The organism is Colwellia sp. PAMC 20917, assembly GCF_001767295.1.
Classification (GTDB): domain Bacteria; phylum Pseudomonadota; class Gammaproteobacteria; order Enterobacterales; family Alteromonadaceae; genus Colwellia_A.
In genome coordinates this window covers 2,167,187-2,182,669 of record NZ_CP014944.1, presented here as the reverse complement: position 1 = coordinate 2,182,669, position 15,483 = coordinate 2,167,187, and the positions used below count along the sequence as shown (strand labels likewise).

Genomic DNA, 15,483 nt, shown 5'->3' with positions numbered 1-15,483 from the left:
TGAGTTAAGTCTTTTATTTGTCTTTACGAAGGTCTAATAAAACATTATTGATTAATGTAGAGGATGTACCTTTGGAGTATGGAAAATAGACAACACGCACACCTTCTTCTTTAAATTTGTTATCGATTGCTTCCCATTTTTCACTTTTAAACCAATCATCACCGACAAACATAACGTCAAACTTTATTTTTTCCCACTGTGTAAATTTGTCCATATCTTCTTGAGGTATTACTGCATCGACATACCTACATGAGCGAACAACTTCCATTCTTTCTTCGAAAGATATAACCGATTTTTTATTTTTATAACTTACTAGCTCATCGGTCGTTACGCCGACAACTAATTTGTCGCACATAGCTTTTGCGTTACGTAGTAAATTAACATGACCAACATGAAATAAATCAAAAACGCCCGTTGTGTATCCTAGAATCATATCTTTTCCTTGTCTTATAAACCCATTTTAAGTGTGATATATACTGCTACAATTACAACCCAACAATATAACATGGAGCGAATAGCGATGTTAGTATTAAAGAATTTTTCAAGTTTTGGTTCTAATCTTACTAATCTAATATGGCTAGCTAGTGTCATACCAATAAAAATAAAGAGTAGTAAATGAAATGTTTTACTTAAAAAGAAGGCGGTTACCATAAACCCCACCATTGAGAAAAATAATGTTTGGTTTAAAGCGTATTCTCTATTTAATGTCTCACCATCAAGTTTTAACCTTTTTTCATTCTTTGTTGAGGCTAAATTGGATGATCGTCTGTTAGGTACAGATAAATTATCAAATTTATCTTCCTTTTTGTCTTTGTTTTTGAATTTTATAAAAGAATAGCTAACAACTACAGTAAAAACTAAAGCACCACCCCATAGACTATAACCAGGAATTCCTAACTCGCCAAGAATATGAATATATGAGTTGTGGGCAACTAAGCCATGGACTTCAACAAAATTACTTTTACCTACACCAAAAACAGGATTAGCAAACATCATTTGTATGCCATGGTACCATGCCTCTAATCGAGAATTAGCGGAATCATCTATATTACTTTGTAGTGAAGTTACTACTGTTGCTGCTATAGGTGCCAAAATTAAAGATGAGATGAAAAGCTTAGGCCCAGCATAAGCAACTAAGAAATAAACGCCCACTAATGATCCTGCCCCTAACATAGTGCCTCGTGAACCTGTTAGGTATATACCATATAATAACGCACTGATACTTAATATCATGGATAGTTTTATCAGTGTCTTACCACTTTTGAAAAAATAAACAGTGAAGGGAATGCACATAACCAATAACATCCCAATGTCATTAGGATCAGAAAAAAAACCTAAATAGGTTATACGTCTTTCTCCTAAGTCAATACGACCAACGGAGTGAGAATATAGTGCCCAACCATCTCCCATATATGCGGTTTGCTGCACGTGCCCATTGTGAACCATGATTAAGGCAGCAATAAGGCATATATACATAAGAGCATGTTGTCGTTTAACTGATGTGATACAAGTGGTATATAGAAATAGAGGGATAAGTGAACTAGCAAATAAGTCTATAGCTTCATCCAAGCCTGTCATTCCAGAGTTGTTGAAAAAACCAGATAATATTATTAATGGAGCTAGAGCAAGTAACATCCAATGTTGAGGGTGGATTTTTATTGGGCGTTGCCCTATTAATGTTGCCAAAAAGCAGAAAATAGCTAGAATTTTTATTACAATCCACTCTCTAGTTCCAACAAACATTTCATGCGGGCGTATTAATACGGCTGCTGTATACAAAAATAATAAAACGAAGGCTAATGATGAGTTGTTATTTTCTTTTTGTGGGAATTGGTGTGCCATAGGTTTTATGAGATCCATTTTTCAGCGTATATATAAATAAATTTTAATTGTTTAATAGTACCGTTATTTAAATTTGTGTAATAATTTTTTTATTGTGGTGAACAGAATGTTCTTTATCTTATTCTTTTCAAATAAGGCCCGGTAAATTTTTTCAGGTTTATGGCTCGCGAAAGTACTTTTATAACTATCATTTAAGTCACTGCTCATAAAATCATAATTTTCAAATGGATTGTTTAGTATGCTCCAAATATGCAAGGAAAATCCCGGTGATAAATTAGCATGGTCTTTTTCGTCCCATCCGCACTGATAAAAAAACAAGGTATTATGGTCGGTTAAATAATAATTTATTGCAATAGGCTTATGGTCAATCAGTATAACGCTTATTTTTACACTTTTACTTAATTGAAAAATTTCGTGGAATTTGATGAAGTCATCATGGAAGAAAGCACCAAGTTTGCCTTTTTTATTCCACCTTTGCTGGTGAAATAGAATTAACTGCTGCCAATATTTACCGTAATCTGACTCAGATACCCATATAAATTCCGTATTCAATTTTTCTAATTTATTTTTACAACTTTTCCACTTAGCTTTATTATTTTTACTTAATGTAAGTAGATAATCTTGATTATTGGTTATTAAATATCGTTGTCCTGTGTTTGTAAACGTGGTTTTTTTAAAATTTGCTAATATCCGGTGCCAGTTTGAGTTTGGTAATAACGTATTGCAATACAAACTGTCAAATGTAAGTGATAGTATTTTATTTGCCAGCTCGTTATATATCGATTCAGTGTTATAAAGTAAAACAATATCCTGAAACTCTGATAAAACCTCACTTTCTTCCGGCTCTCCTTGCCCTAAAGGTAATAATTTCGATATTGAAATGAGTGTTTTACTTGGTTGTATATATAATGGAGCAATCGCTACAAGTTTTTTATTTTCAAAACCAATGATAGTTTTTAACTGCCAGCTTGGTTGCCAGTAAGTTTCTGCCCAGGTCATTATCCATTCGGGAGAGCAAAATAGGTTACTGCCTGTTTCAAGTACGAGTTTTTGCCATTGAGTTACATGTTCTCTTAAGCATAATAAGTCTTCAACTAATAACCACTCTATTTTGTGCTCTGCAGTACTATTGGCCATGAATGGTATTGTATTCGTTATGTTTAATGCCAAAGAACCCTGCAATGGTACCGATGGCAGAACATAATCTGAATAAACCATCAACGAAGGTTGTTTTATTTAACGTTATAATACCTAAAATACAATAGCCAATACCACGCAATAGTCTTATAGCTGACATAGCAGCACAATAAAAAACTGTTTTAATTAATGAGTCTTCAAAAAGATGACTTCTTGTAAAACCAATCCCTGATCTGAAACCTCTTTTCAAAAACCACTTAACCGTGGCTCTTGATTTTGGAAACTCTTCTAAAACTGGTGCGTTAGTATAAAAAGCGTTAAAACCCGCCTTTTGACACTTTAACGCAAAGTGATAATCGCTAGCACCTGTCATCGCAAACCTTTCGTCAAAAGCCGGGTTAACTTGTTCTAATACTTTACGGGATAGTAAAAGGTTGTTGGTATAAAAAACATTTACACTATCACCCTCTACTAAATTATTCTTTCCATAAATTAGGTCAATTGCCCAGCTTGGGGTGTCTTCTCCACCCACTGAAATTACATGGCTGGTAACAACATCAGCCTTATATTCCGCTTTTTTATCAAGTAATTTTTGTGCCCATTGGTCAGACTCTGGCCATTCGTCATCATCAATAAAGAAAAGGTTTTGTGAATCTGTTTTTAAAAACTCTTCAACACAGCGGTTCCTTGCGAAAACAATACCAGCAGATGATTCATGGAAGTAATGAATCGAATACTTACTTTTTTTTGCTATTTGGTTCACAACATCTACAGTGCTTTCTTCACCCGCGTTATCCACAACAAGTATATTTAATTCTATATCGTCAGACACTTTTTGTTTGATTAAAGACTTAAGTAAACGCTGTAACCACAAGGGGCGACGGCATGTGATGATTGCGATGGTTACTTGTGTTTTTTGTATAGACATATTTACTCTTATGTTTCTAAAATAAACTTATTAATGAATCGCACCTATGCTTGGAGGGTTAGTGCGTTTTTTGTGTATGTAGTCGGATGGATATTCATTCATATAAATACCTTTTTCGTTTAATAAGCTATCTTTAAAGGGAGTGAAGTCTTTTAATAAATAATCAAATAAGTTGTTTATATTGGTAACTGGTTTACTGTGTTTATCATTATTGGAAATCAAACGCCACTCTTGTAATGACATTGTACTTTCGCCGCCATTTAAAGTAAATGTAGGTGTGTACGCATTGTAATCGCTTTCAAAACCAATTAAAGAACTGTCGTCAATGCTAACGGCTCCTCTATAATTATGACGAGAAACGCAAACATTATTTTTAAATACATTATAACTACTGTTAACTTTAAATAGGGCGCACCAACGCCCATCTTTCGGCATTACAATGGTATTATGAACAATTTCATTATATTTAGAACCATCACCACCAGTATCTTTAAATACGGCAATTCCAGTGGCATAATTGTCATACAATATATTGTTGTATACTTTTGAATATTGTACTCCATCCATATTTAATGCAGACCCTCCCGCCTTACCATTATGGTAAATTAAATTATTATACACCCTAGCATTGGTAATTAATCCTATACCCCCCATATTTTTATCGCCATTAAGTTGAATGCCTGCTGCATTGTTTGAATGGGTTATATTGTCGTGAACTGAAATGTTATCAGAGGTATTTGAAACATAAATACCGTGCTGTTTAACTGATTTAGTCGCTATATTGTTATTAATGGTTAAATTGCTACAAAAGCCGGTGAATATCCCCCACATATTATTTTTAACCAACTTGTTCCACTCGATGGTGATATCTGAACATGTTACTGCGCTAATGCCCGCTCTGTTAGCGTGGTGTACTTCAAATCCTTTAATAGTGATATGGTTTGCATTTTTAATTTCAATGCCATCTCTCGAACTTCCTTCAAAACCATCAATTTTTGCATTGTCTGCACTAAACGTAATTGGAAGGTCTTTTGTACCACTTTTTGAAATCGTAAAAGGTCTATAATTTCCTTTTTCTACGTTTATCGTGTCACCTGGCTCAGCAAGGTTTGATGCATGTTGCAAAGTTTTCCATGGTCGTTGATTGGTACCGTCGTAAGAATCATGCCCGTAATTAGAAACATAAAATTGTGTGTAATATTTAGCTTTGTTTTTATATTTTTTATTATCTGTATTAGTGATAATTCTTTCTTTTTTATAAGCCTCATCGGGGTCAGTTGTTCCGGAATCGGGATGTATCTGTAAGAAATCGGTATCTACGACTTCAAAATTATTACTGACCAGTTTTTTTAAATCTTTTAAACCCCAGTGACTCCATTCTTCATTAGGTTCACCACTTATGAATAATGGACCACCGTTATCAGCTAAAATCATACCGTATGTTTTTAGTGCTATTGCAATGACTTTTGCTTGTGGTGAAAAGTTTGAAATATCAATGTCTGGCTTTAATCTTAAGCGCATTCCCATAGGAGGAAGGTTAGGGTTATTATGCCTTGATGCAAAATGTCTTGCAGGCCATAAATATGCTCTGTTTGTTGTTCGTGCAGTAAACCTGAGTGCATGATTAATTACGCCAGACTCGACTTCTTTATGGCGAACAAGCCCTGGGAATATGGGCAGGCCAGCAGCATCAGCTGATGTCCATTTATTAGGTCGTAAATTATTACTATTCAAGTCAAACACAGCACCTGAGCCAGCTGTCCATTGACCAGACTCTCTTTTGTAAACATTAAATAACTCATATAAAATGCATTGATCAGTATCAAATGAAATTATATGTCTATCGCCTTTAGAGCTTGCACCACCTTCTATTTTTACCTGTTCGGGAATGGGATATTTTACGAGATCACTTTCAGCTTTATATTTAAACAAAACTGAATGTTTTGGAGTATTATTATTGGTGTAATTAACAGAGATTCCTGCAGCTTTGTCTTTAAAATTGTTCGAGCCAAAATCAGGGTGAACTTTAACACCTTTGCCAATAGCGTTTAACCAAGTAGCTGACTGCTTATGAACAGGTACATTTGTTATTTCTTTATTCCAAATGTTTGATTGAGGAAAAACATCACAATCGGCAGCTTGAATACCACAATTAAAAAAACAGACAAAAAATATAATTAACCATTTCAGTGATTCTTTAATCATGGTTCTAAGCTCTACTCTCTATAAATAAAATGTATTAATAACTTTTTATGCTATCACCACGGCCAATAGCATAATAAGAAAAGCCTCTTTTTTTCATTAAGCTTGGTTCAAACAGGTTTCTGCCGTCGATTAAAACTTTATGCTTTAGCTGTTGCGCAATAATGTCAAAGTCTGGTGCTTTAAATTGACTCCATTCTGTGCAAATAACCAATGCATCGGCATTTTTCAAAGCACTCTCTTTTGTACCAGCCAAAGTCAAATCTCTTCTTGTGCCATAAATACGTTGGCACTCTTCCATTGCTTCAGGGTCGTATGCTTGTACCTTTGCATTAGCTTTCCATAACGCTTCCATTAACTCTCTTGATGGTGCTTCTCTCATATCATCGGTTTGAGGTTTAAATGACAATCCCCATACTGCGATGGTTTTACCCGCTAACTCACCATTAAAGTGGTTATGTAAATTAGTAAATAGTTTTTGTTTTTGTTTATAGTTAATCGACTCAACAGCTTCAAGTAATGCAGGCTTATAATTAACTTTATTTGCTGTTTGCACTAATGCTTGAACATCTTTGGGGAAGCAAGAGCCACCATAACCACAGCCAGGGTAAATAAATTGATATCCGATACGAGAATCTGAGCCGATACCGTGACGTACAGATTCAATATCCGCACCTAGTAGCTCGGCTAAGTTTGCCATTTCGTTCATAAAACTAATTTTAGTCGCAAGCATGCAGTTGGCTGCATACTTTGTTAGTTCTGCAGAGCGAACATCCATGAATATGATACGCTCATGGTTACGGTTGAAGGGTGCATACAACTCCCTCATTGCTTCTTTTACTTTTTCGCTATCAGTACCTATAACTATTCTGTCTGGTTTTTTACAGTCACTTACAGCAGCCCCTTCTTTTAGAAACTCAGGGTTAGATACTACATTAAATTTAATATCGACTTTTCGCTCTGCTAATACCGAAATTATTTTAGCCGTTACTGTATCAGCAGTGCCAACAGGAACGGTTGATTTGTTAATCACAATTTTAGGGGCGGTCATATGAGTAGCAATTGTTTCTGCTACCGTTAAAACGTATTTTAAATCAGCTGAACCATCTTCATCAGGCGGAGTTCCTACTGCAATAAATTGAACCTCGCCATGCTCAATTCCTGCTTTAGCGTTGGTAGTAAAGTTTAATAAACCGTTTTTATAGGTTTCTTCGACTAAAGAAGTTAGACCGGGCTCGAAAATTGGGATTATGCCTTTTTTTAAATTATCTACTTTACTTTGATCTATATCGACACAAACTACATCGTGTCCAACAGATGCTAATACTGCTGCTTGTACTAAACCAACATAACCAATGCCAAATACTGTAACTTTCATTTGATTTTCCTAAAACTTTTAACGTCTTGATTTCGATAAATATCTTTTAATCACTATTATAATTAAGCTGAGTCTGTTCTTTTAACTACTTCCACCAGCTAATCTAATTCCTTTTCTCATTTTTCTTCACTTTAAAATTATCAAGTAAAAACTGGATTATTGCTTCTGTTTCAGCTTTAGTACAATCCGATTTGCATAGCGCAAAAGCCCAGTGCAATTTAGTGTCATTATTACCCGTTAATGCGTTTTTAATACGATTGACTTTAAATTGCCTTACCTGGGTTGATGTTTCATTAGATATTTCATATTTAACAAAAACGAGCGCTTGATTATTATGTTTAGAGATCTGGTAAATTAGCCAGTTATTCTCTACGAACTCTTGCTGAATAGACCAACCTTCGGGGATTAAATTATTGTTATAGTAGCTTGGCTTGCCATCTAAGTCTTCGCCATTGAAAGTGTAGATAGTGTAAGCTATATCTGTACTTTTAACCGGTATGTTCATATTCACAACAGAAGAATATGAATAAACATCTGGCGTGTTCTCTTTCTTGTTATCGCTTGTTATTTGTTTGATATTTGTATTCTGGATTATCGAAAGTCCAAGCGTACTTGATGATGCTAATGTCATTATGATTAGAAAAAATAGTACTAATTTATTTGGATTCGACGTTTCAAAAGTTTTCACTTTATCAGGCAATAAAGAATCTGAAAGTTTGTTTCCCCAGTAAAATAACAAAATCATGAAAGGCACATAAAGGTACCAGCCAAAAGTATTGTGATCTTCCATTAGGCTACTTTCCATATTGGTATACTCACCAATTAATATTAGTGCTGTAATTCTGATCCAATTGGTGAGTAAAGCCCCTAATATTGTTAGTGATAAAAATAACGCCGCACGCTTAGTATCTCTAATATTAAGAAAAATAAAGAGAGAACCAATAGCTAATGAAACAATCATGTATCTTAAGCCGCTACATCCATCTGCTATTTCAAAAATACCTGCGGGAATGGTAACAAACTCTGCTTCTACATAAGTGGGTACACCGGTAAAGCTCATCATATAGGTTACGGCAGCAATCGATAAATTTTGCAGTAAAGGGACTAATACACCCCAAAAAGGAAATATAAAAATAAGAAAGGCTGCAGGGAAAACTATATACCAATTAAATCGATATAGCATAGTTACACTGGTAATAAATACGGCTAATAACGCGCCCCAATAACCAACACTTATTTGTGCATTGGTTGTAATGAATAATAGGTAGCAACTGAGTAACAATAATATGGAGGGAAGAACTGCAAATTTTTCTCTGAATTGTAGTTTGCCGCTTTGAGCTAATTCGTAATATAGGTATAAGCTAATAAAAGGTATTAGAAAAGCGTGTGAATAGGTACCGTCATCAAAACCGTGTCGCCATAACGTGACCAAAACAGGGATGTTTAAAGCACAAATAGTGGCAAAAAGTATTAATATACCGACGAAGGGGGCATTTATTTTTGGCTGATCAAATAAGGTGTTTTTATTCATTGTTAGTCGTTATTGCTCATACTTTAATATCTAATACTACCGAGAATTACTTGTTTGTGATACTTGTTTTTATTTATGAGGAGAAAAGCTTAATTAATATTACCATTAGTTAATTTTACTAACAATTGTAAGAGGTTTACTAAGTAGGTAGTATATTGATAAGTATAAAGGCTATGTAAACTCTTGAAGGGATTGAATGATGAAATGGTTAAGTATTATAGTTCGTTGTTGTGTATTGATGGTGGTTGTAAGTTGCAGCAAAAGTGAAACTGCCGAAACTCATCTCGATAATGCAAAAGCATATATTACCGATAGCAAAATTGATGAAGGTATCATCGAATTAAAAAATGCAATTACTAAAGCGCCTAAAAATAATGAAGCTCGATTTTTACTGGGTAAGCTCTATTTACAACAAGGTAGTGGTATTGAGGCCGTAAAAGAATTAGAGAAAGCGCAAGAACTCAAATACACAAGTAATAAAGTTACTCCACTATTGGCAAGAGCTTATTTAATCACTAACTCTGATGAAGACGTTATTTCATTGAATGAGAAAGCGCTTGAATTACCTGATGATCTAAAATCTCAATATTTAGCATATAACATTTTAGCTAATATTCGTATTCAAGATAATGCGTCTGCAAAAAAATCAGAGCAACTTTCTATTCAATTGTCTGTCTCTACAACATATTCCTACCTTTCCACTGCCTATCTTTTATTATTTGATAATGAATTGGATGCTGCAAAAAAGGCCGTTAACAAATCACTTGATATATTCCCTGAAAATCCAGAGTCAGTAATGTTGCTCGCTCAAATCAATACAGCTTTAGGCCTATATGCTGAAGTGAGTGAAAATTATTTGAATTATGCAAAAATTCAACCTAAATCAAGAATTATTGTTTTACTTTTAGCTGATGCAGCCCTTAAAGAGAAGGACTATGAAAGTGCTGAGAAATACGCTGACTCTATTTTAAAAAGTCTACCAAACCAACCTTATGCACATTATATAAAATCTATAGTTAGGTTTGAGTCTCAAGACTATAAAGCAGCTAGTATGCATGCTAAACAAGCTGAATTATTTGGTTTTAATTCGCCACAACTTAAGCTTGTTGCTGGAGCAAGTGCCTACTACTTGGAAAATTTTGAACAAAGTTATCATCACTTAAGCGCTATTGTTCAGTATTTACCTGCAGAACATCCTGCGTTAAAAATGTTTGCAATTAGTCAACTGCAATTGGGTTTAATTAGTGAAATTACCGAGACATTAAATGATTTTACTGTGTCGAGTAAAGATGATAAACAATTTTTATCTACGTTGAGCTTACAGTTAGCTGAAATTGGCGCGATTGATGACGCTAAGAAACTTGCTGCTAAAATAACAAGTAAAGATAGTGACAATGCAGAGGAAAATATAAGTACCGGCATTTTAAAGCTGATGTTAAATGATCCTTCAGGGGTGACAAATTTACAAAGCGCACTTTCATTGAAGCCTGATATGCTTTCTGCACAACTTGCTTTAGTTTCAGCCGCTTTACAAGTTAATGACTTTGATAAAGCACTTGAAATATCAAAGACGTGGCAAGATAAGTATCCCAATAATCCAGGTGCTTTTAATATATTAGCAACGGTATATTTAAAGCAAGACAAGTTAGATTTAGCTAAAGTTAGTTTAAACAAAAGCTTAGAGTTATCTCCAAAAAATTATTTTGCTATTTCAAACTTAATTAATATAGCTTTGAAACAAAATGAACCCGCTGAAGCAACCCGATTGTCAGAACTGGGTCTAAGTGTTTTTCCTGAAAATGAAAAAATGCTAGAACTATATTATGTGGTTGCTAGAACAGACCTAAACAGAAGGGATTTAGCTACATCAAAAATAAAAGACATATTTGAGTCTAGTACGGATGATTTAGCTTTTGGGCTGTTATATGCTCAAGTGTTAATCGATCAAAATAATTATAAAGATGCGTTAAGTATTCTTGATTCGTTTGAAGCATCAATAAGCTCTCCGGCTAAGCTTTGGCAATTAAGTGTTGTGGCTCATCGCAATATTAACAAAGGCAATGGCGTCTCTGCTGTGATCGACAAATGGATTAAAACAAATCCATATGCAGTCGAACCTATTATATTAGTATTAGATCAATACATGCGTAATAAAGACGTTGAGTCGGCTTTGAGTCTTGTCGATAAAGCGTTAAGTGGATATCAAAAAAATAATACGATGCTGAAAGCCGCTAAGATGCAAATATTACTTGATAACGGTAAGTTGCAGTCAGCTAAATCTTTTTATCCTGAGTTTTTAGACAGCGACATTAATGAAAAGGTTGTTGGAGGTGTTGACGGTCGAATTTTACTTTTAGAAAAAAATTATTTAAAAGCCATTCCACTTTTAAAAAATTTCTATGAGAGCTTCCCATCAGGTAAAAATGTCATTTTGCTTGCTATAGCACAAAAAGGTGCTGGTTCAACAGATGAATCGATATCCACCTTAGAAGATTTTCTTGAAGTTAAAGGCTCGAATAATAATGTTCGTTCTATACTGGCTAATTATTATCTTGAGACACAACAAGAAAAGGCTATACCCCTTTATGAAAAAATGCTGTTAGAAAGACCTGATGATATTGTTGTTCTCAATAATTTGGCTTGGTTAAACCTTGAAAATGATAATGTAGAGCTAGCATTAAAGTATTCTGCTGAAGCAATTAAGTTAGCACCTAATCATCCTAATGTTATCGATACCAGAGCAATGGTTTTACTTAAATCAGGGCGTAAAATTGATGCGTGGCAAGCTATTATGAAAGCCTATGATATAACACAAGGAAAAGATCCAAGTATATCTCTGAATTATGCAGAGGTGCTCATTGCAAATGATAAAAATCAAGAAGCAATGGCGGTGCTGACACGAATAAAAAGTAAAAACATAGAGATAATGAATAGAAAAGAGCAATTAACTAATCGGGTCAATCCAAAACTATAGAAAATGTGACTAACATAAATAATAAAATTAAGGACATATAATCTCATGAGAAAGAACTCTAATTTAGCGATTTCAATTTTAATTACTGTTTTATTATTAGGTGCTTGTAGTGAAAATAAAACTGCAGAAGAGCAAATAGCTTCAGCAACTGTCGCATTAAAAAATGGTGATGTTAATGCAGCCATAATTAATTTAAAGAATGTAATACAAAATGATGTTAATAACTCAAATGCAAGAGTATTGCTTGGTAAAATATATCTAGAGTCAGGTTCTGGCTTAAATGCAGAAAAAGAACTATTAAAGGCTTATGAATTAGGCAATATAGATGCAGCCATTCTTTTATTGCGTGCTTATAAGATACAGAATAAATATTCTGAAATTCTTGAGTTTTCCGAAGGACTATCTTTTAGTCAACCGGAAGATTGGGCTTTAGTCGGTGTATATAAGGCACTCTCTCTATTTAGATTAAACAAAGATGAACTAGCATACCAAGCTATTAATAATGCAATTGAAATATCCGCTGATTCTTCATATGGAAGATTAGGTGCTGCATATTTAGCAACCAGTGAAAAAAATAATCGTGAAGCATTAAATATCCTTGAACAATTATTTTTGGAGACACCAGACTTTATTGATGGGCTGATGTTAAAAGGGCAATTATCCTTTGCTGATCAAAATTATAAGCAAGCAATTGTAGCATTCAAAAGATACCAAGAAATTCAACCAGACGATATAAGCATTCAGTTAATGTTAGCGAATTCTTATGTTAAAAATGAAAATTATGATGAAGCTGAAGTTCACCTAGACGAAGTACTTTTAGTTGCACCTAATCATGCATTTACCAACCAGCTCAAGGGCGTTGTTAGATATGCCAAAAATGATTTATTGAATGCGAAATTACATTTAGTTAAAGCAATGCAAAATGGTTTAGATACACCAGGGAATAAACTACTAACCGGTGTTATCGCCTATCAATTGGAAGAATACGAACAATCATACCGATATCTTTCTCCTCTCAAAGAACAGTTGGATAAAGCTCACCCTGCTTTTAGAATCTTGACGATGACAGAGTTAGCCCTAGGGTATTACGATGATGCTACTGAAAACCTTGAACAATTTGAAAAAATATCAGAGGACGATACTTCACTTTATGTAGCTGCGACTTATGCTTTGATACGTGAAGGAAAAGATGAAAAAGCTAAAAAGGTAATTAAAAAATTAGAAGGCACCGAGTTAAACGATATATCAAACATCATGAAACTTGGTATTTTAAAATTATCACTTAAAGATATGGAAGGTCTTTTAGATCTTGAGAAAGCGGTTGACGTATCCCCTGATCACTTACAGGCGAAATTATCATTAGTTGCTGCATATGTGGAAACAAATAATTTTGACAAAGCATTAAAAATGGTGAAAAACATGCAAGTAGAATTCCCTGAGGATGTTTTATCATATAACCTTGAGGGGGCTATTTATTTAAAAACAAAAGAATTTAATAAAGCTAAAAATAGTTTTACAAAAGCATTATCCTTAGAGCCTGATAATGTTACTGCACTTATGTTTTTTGTGAAAGAACACATAAAAAGTGAGAACTTTGTTGAAGCACATAAATCTGTGTCAAAAATATTACTTAAACAGCCTACTAATTTAGGTGCTTTGGTTATAAATTATCGGATTAAAAAAGCACAAGGCGATACAAGTCAGGCTATCGTCTATCTGCAAGAAGCTTTTGCAGAAAAAAAATCTATGCAGTATAGATTGATTTTAGCAGGTGCTTGGTTATCAGAACGTAAATACTCAAACATTATTCAGCTGTTAATCGCGATAGATGAGAATGAAGTGCAGAGTTTACCAGATGATTATTGGTCCATGCTTGCTGCTAGTTATAAAGGAACAAAACAGATTGATAAAGCATTACTGACATATACACGTTGGTTGGAATTCAACCCTAAGCTGTTAACTGCGTGGCTTCAAAAAATTGATTTGCAAGAAAATGAAAATGATATCGAAGGAGCAATAGAGACTGTAAATAATGCAATAAGAGAAATAGTCAAAAATAACAAACTAAAAATTATAAAAGCACATTTGTTAATGTTAAGTAACTCGCCTTTAGCCTCAAGTGACATATTAAGTACACTAAATACTGAGGAGTTAAACTTACCTTTTACACAAGGGATAAGAGGGCAAATATTATTTTCACAAAAGCAATACACGCAAGCTTTGCCTCTGTTGATAAGTGGCTATAAAGCAAGCCCCAATGCTAAATACTCAACATTAATTTATCTTACATATTATGTATCAAAAAAGCAGTCGCTGGGTTTAGAGTTTCTTGAGCGTCACTTAAGCGACAAACCTGATGATATTCGTAGCAGGGTGTTGTTGGCAGATCAATATCTTGCTATAAAATCAAAATTAGCTAAGTCCCATTATGAAATAATTGTAAAGACATCAACGAAAAATATTCCAGCATTGAATAATTTAGCAGGAATATATTTAAAAGAGGGAGATTTAGCACTCGCTAATAAATATGGGATGCAAGCTATTGAGCTTGCGCCAAATATTCCTGAGGTCTTAGATACTATTGGTGAAATAAAAATACACTTGGGTGATAAAAAACAAGCGTTACATTACTTAAAACGTGCTCTTGAATTGTCAAATAATGATGAGAAAATAAAGGTTAAGTATAATAAAGCTTTGTCTATGTAACTAATTCATAAAGTAATATATGAGTTTATTTTTAATTAGTATTTCCTAATAGATATTTAGAAAGTCAATGAAGACCAGCGTATTAAGCATCTGGTCTTTTTTTTACTTTTTATTACTTACGTATATGTCGCATCACAGTGAGCGTCCGAATAAATGCATCTAACAAATGATCTTTAGTTTACGTAAGTTACTTCAAAACAATTTTGAGAAATTTATGGATATTATCCACAGTCAATCTCAATGGCAAAACATTTTCAAAGAGCAAATATGAGTGGCTTAATCATCGTTGGTTATTGTCATCAACACCAAATATCAACGGTAACTTTATACATGTTGTAAAAAGTTAGGTGTGAGTCAAAATGCTTTTATTCAAGCAAGAATAATACAAGAAGTTGAAATTTTTTTCCGCCTTGAGTCAATATCTTCAGACAGTGGCTGTGAATCTTTCACTTTACCGAGTAAAGCTCCCGCTCTTTATTTAGCTCAATTATTACGTGAGTTTATTTGATGAACATATTCTCAGAAGCTCTAAAGATATTTTTACATACTCAGTTTCGGTTTGTTGATTTTCGAAATCGATTAATGGGGTTAGTTGGCATTGTTTAAGCTGATTTCACTCGTGGTTAATCTTCAATGTTTATCACAAGAATGCTAGCATGATTAATGGTTGGTTTTGGGTAAATGTATTGACATTGTTAGCTATACTGGGAGCAGGGAGTGTTCAGTAACTTGTGGGCAGTGCTTTTGGACTTTACCAGTTTATCGGTAACGGTTAAATTAAAGTG

Annotated in this window: 10 protein-coding genes; 3 read left to right on the top strand and 7 right to left on the bottom strand. The window is 34.0% G+C overall.

Annotated elements, in window-relative coordinates; all coding sequences use genetic code 11:
• Positions 1-13 precede the first annotated feature (13 nt).
• From A3Q34_RS09450 to xrt, 7 genes are all read right to left on the bottom strand, one after another.
• A complete protein-coding gene (locus A3Q34_RS09450) occupies positions 14-433 on the bottom strand; it encodes an adenylyltransferase/cytidyltransferase family protein (protein WP_070375132.1) in 420 nt (139 codons plus the stop codon).
• 14 nt (positions 434-447) lie between these two features.
• Positions 448-1,860, bottom strand: coding sequence for an O-antigen ligase family protein (locus A3Q34_RS09445; protein ID WP_231907459.1), 1,413 nt, complete (start codon positions 1,858-1,860; stop codon positions 448-450).
• A 45-nt stretch (positions 1,861-1,905) separates the two neighbouring features.
• Positions 1,906-2,979, bottom strand: coding sequence for a GNAT family N-acetyltransferase (locus A3Q34_RS09440; protein WP_070375130.1), 1,074 nt, complete (start codon positions 2,977-2,979; stop codon positions 1,906-1,908).
• Positions 2,969-3,907: a glycosyltransferase family 2 protein gene (locus tag A3Q34_RS09435; protein ID WP_070375129.1), complete on the bottom strand. Its 939-nt coding sequence runs from the start codon at positions 3,905-3,907 to the stop codon at positions 2,969-2,971. The genes A3Q34_RS09440 and A3Q34_RS09435 overlap by 11 nt, the downstream gene beginning before the upstream one ends.
• 30 nt (positions 3,908-3,937) lie before the next feature.
• The gene (locus tag A3Q34_RS09430) at positions 3,938-6,112 is read right to left on the bottom strand and encodes a right-handed parallel beta-helix repeat-containing protein (protein WP_070375128.1); all 2,175 of its coding nucleotides are present in this window, start codon (positions 6,110-6,112) and stop codon (positions 3,938-3,940) included.
• A 34-nt stretch (positions 6,113-6,146) separates the two neighbouring features.
• Positions 6,147-7,487, bottom strand: coding sequence for a UDP-glucose dehydrogenase family protein (locus tag A3Q34_RS09425; RefSeq protein ID WP_070375127.1), 1,341 nt, complete (start codon positions 7,485-7,487; stop codon positions 6,147-6,149).
• Between the two features lie 103 nt (positions 7,488-7,590).
• Positions 7,591-9,018 carry an exosortase gene (xrt, locus tag A3Q34_RS09420; protein WP_070375126.1) on the bottom strand — a complete coding sequence of 476 codons (1,428 nt, stop codon included), beginning with the start codon at positions 9,016-9,018 and terminating at the stop codon, positions 7,591-7,593.
• A 196-nt stretch (positions 9,019-9,214) separates the two neighbouring features.
• Here xrt and prsT (A3Q34_RS09415) point away from each other — a divergent pair, with 196 nt between their 5' ends.
• From prsT (A3Q34_RS09415) to A3Q34_RS20490, 3 genes are all read left to right on the top strand, one after another.
• Positions 9,215-11,992 carry an XrtA/PEP-CTERM system TPR-repeat protein PrsT gene (prsT, locus tag A3Q34_RS09415; protein ID WP_083277960.1) on the top strand — a complete coding sequence of 926 codons (2,778 nt, stop codon included), beginning with the start codon at positions 9,215-9,217 and terminating at the stop codon, positions 11,990-11,992.
• A gap of 45 nt (positions 11,993-12,037) precedes the next feature.
• Positions 12,038-14,698, top strand: coding sequence for an XrtA/PEP-CTERM system TPR-repeat protein PrsT (gene prsT, locus A3Q34_RS09410; RefSeq protein WP_070375124.1), 2,661 nt, complete (start codon positions 12,038-12,040; stop codon positions 14,696-14,698).
• Between the two features lie 349 nt (positions 14,699-15,047).
• The gene (locus A3Q34_RS20490) at positions 15,048-15,206 is read left to right on the top strand and encodes a hypothetical protein (RefSeq protein WP_157470929.1); all 159 of its coding nucleotides are present in this window, start codon (positions 15,048-15,050) and stop codon (positions 15,204-15,206) included.
• Positions 15,207-15,483 lie beyond the last annotated feature (277 nt).

Excerpts from the sequence above, each read along its gene's own strand:
- A3Q34_RS09450 (WP_070375132.1), bottom strand. The coding sequence starts at position 433 with ATGATTCTAGGATACACAACGGGCGTTTTTGATTTATTTCATGTTGGT.
- A3Q34_RS09445 (WP_231907459.1), bottom strand. The coding sequence starts at position 1,860 with ATGGATCTCATAAAACCTATGGCACACCAATTCCCACAAAAAGAAAAT.
- A3Q34_RS09440 (WP_070375130.1), bottom strand. The coding sequence starts at position 2,979 with ATGGCCAATAGTACTGCAGAGCACAAAATAGAGTGGTTATTAGTTGAA.
- A3Q34_RS09435 (WP_070375129.1), bottom strand. The coding sequence starts at position 3,907 with ATGTCTATACAAAAAACACAAGTAACCATCGCAATCATCACATGCCGT.
- A3Q34_RS09430 (WP_070375128.1), bottom strand. The coding sequence starts at position 6,112 with ATGATTAAAGAATCACTGAAATGGTTAATTATATTTTTTGTCTGTTTT.
- A3Q34_RS09425 (WP_070375127.1), bottom strand. The coding sequence starts at position 7,487 with ATGAAAGTTACAGTATTTGGCATTGGTTATGTTGGTTTAGTACAAGCA.
- xrt (WP_070375126.1), bottom strand. The coding sequence starts at position 9,018 with ATGAATAAAAACACCTTATTTGATCAGCCAAAAATAAATGCCCCCTTC.
- prsT (WP_083277960.1), top strand. The coding sequence starts at position 9,215 with ATGATGAAATGGTTAAGTATTATAGTTCGTTGTTGTGTATTGATGGTG.
- prsT (WP_070375124.1), top strand. The coding sequence starts at position 12,038 with ATGAGAAAGAACTCTAATTTAGCGATTTCAATTTTAATTACTGTTTTA.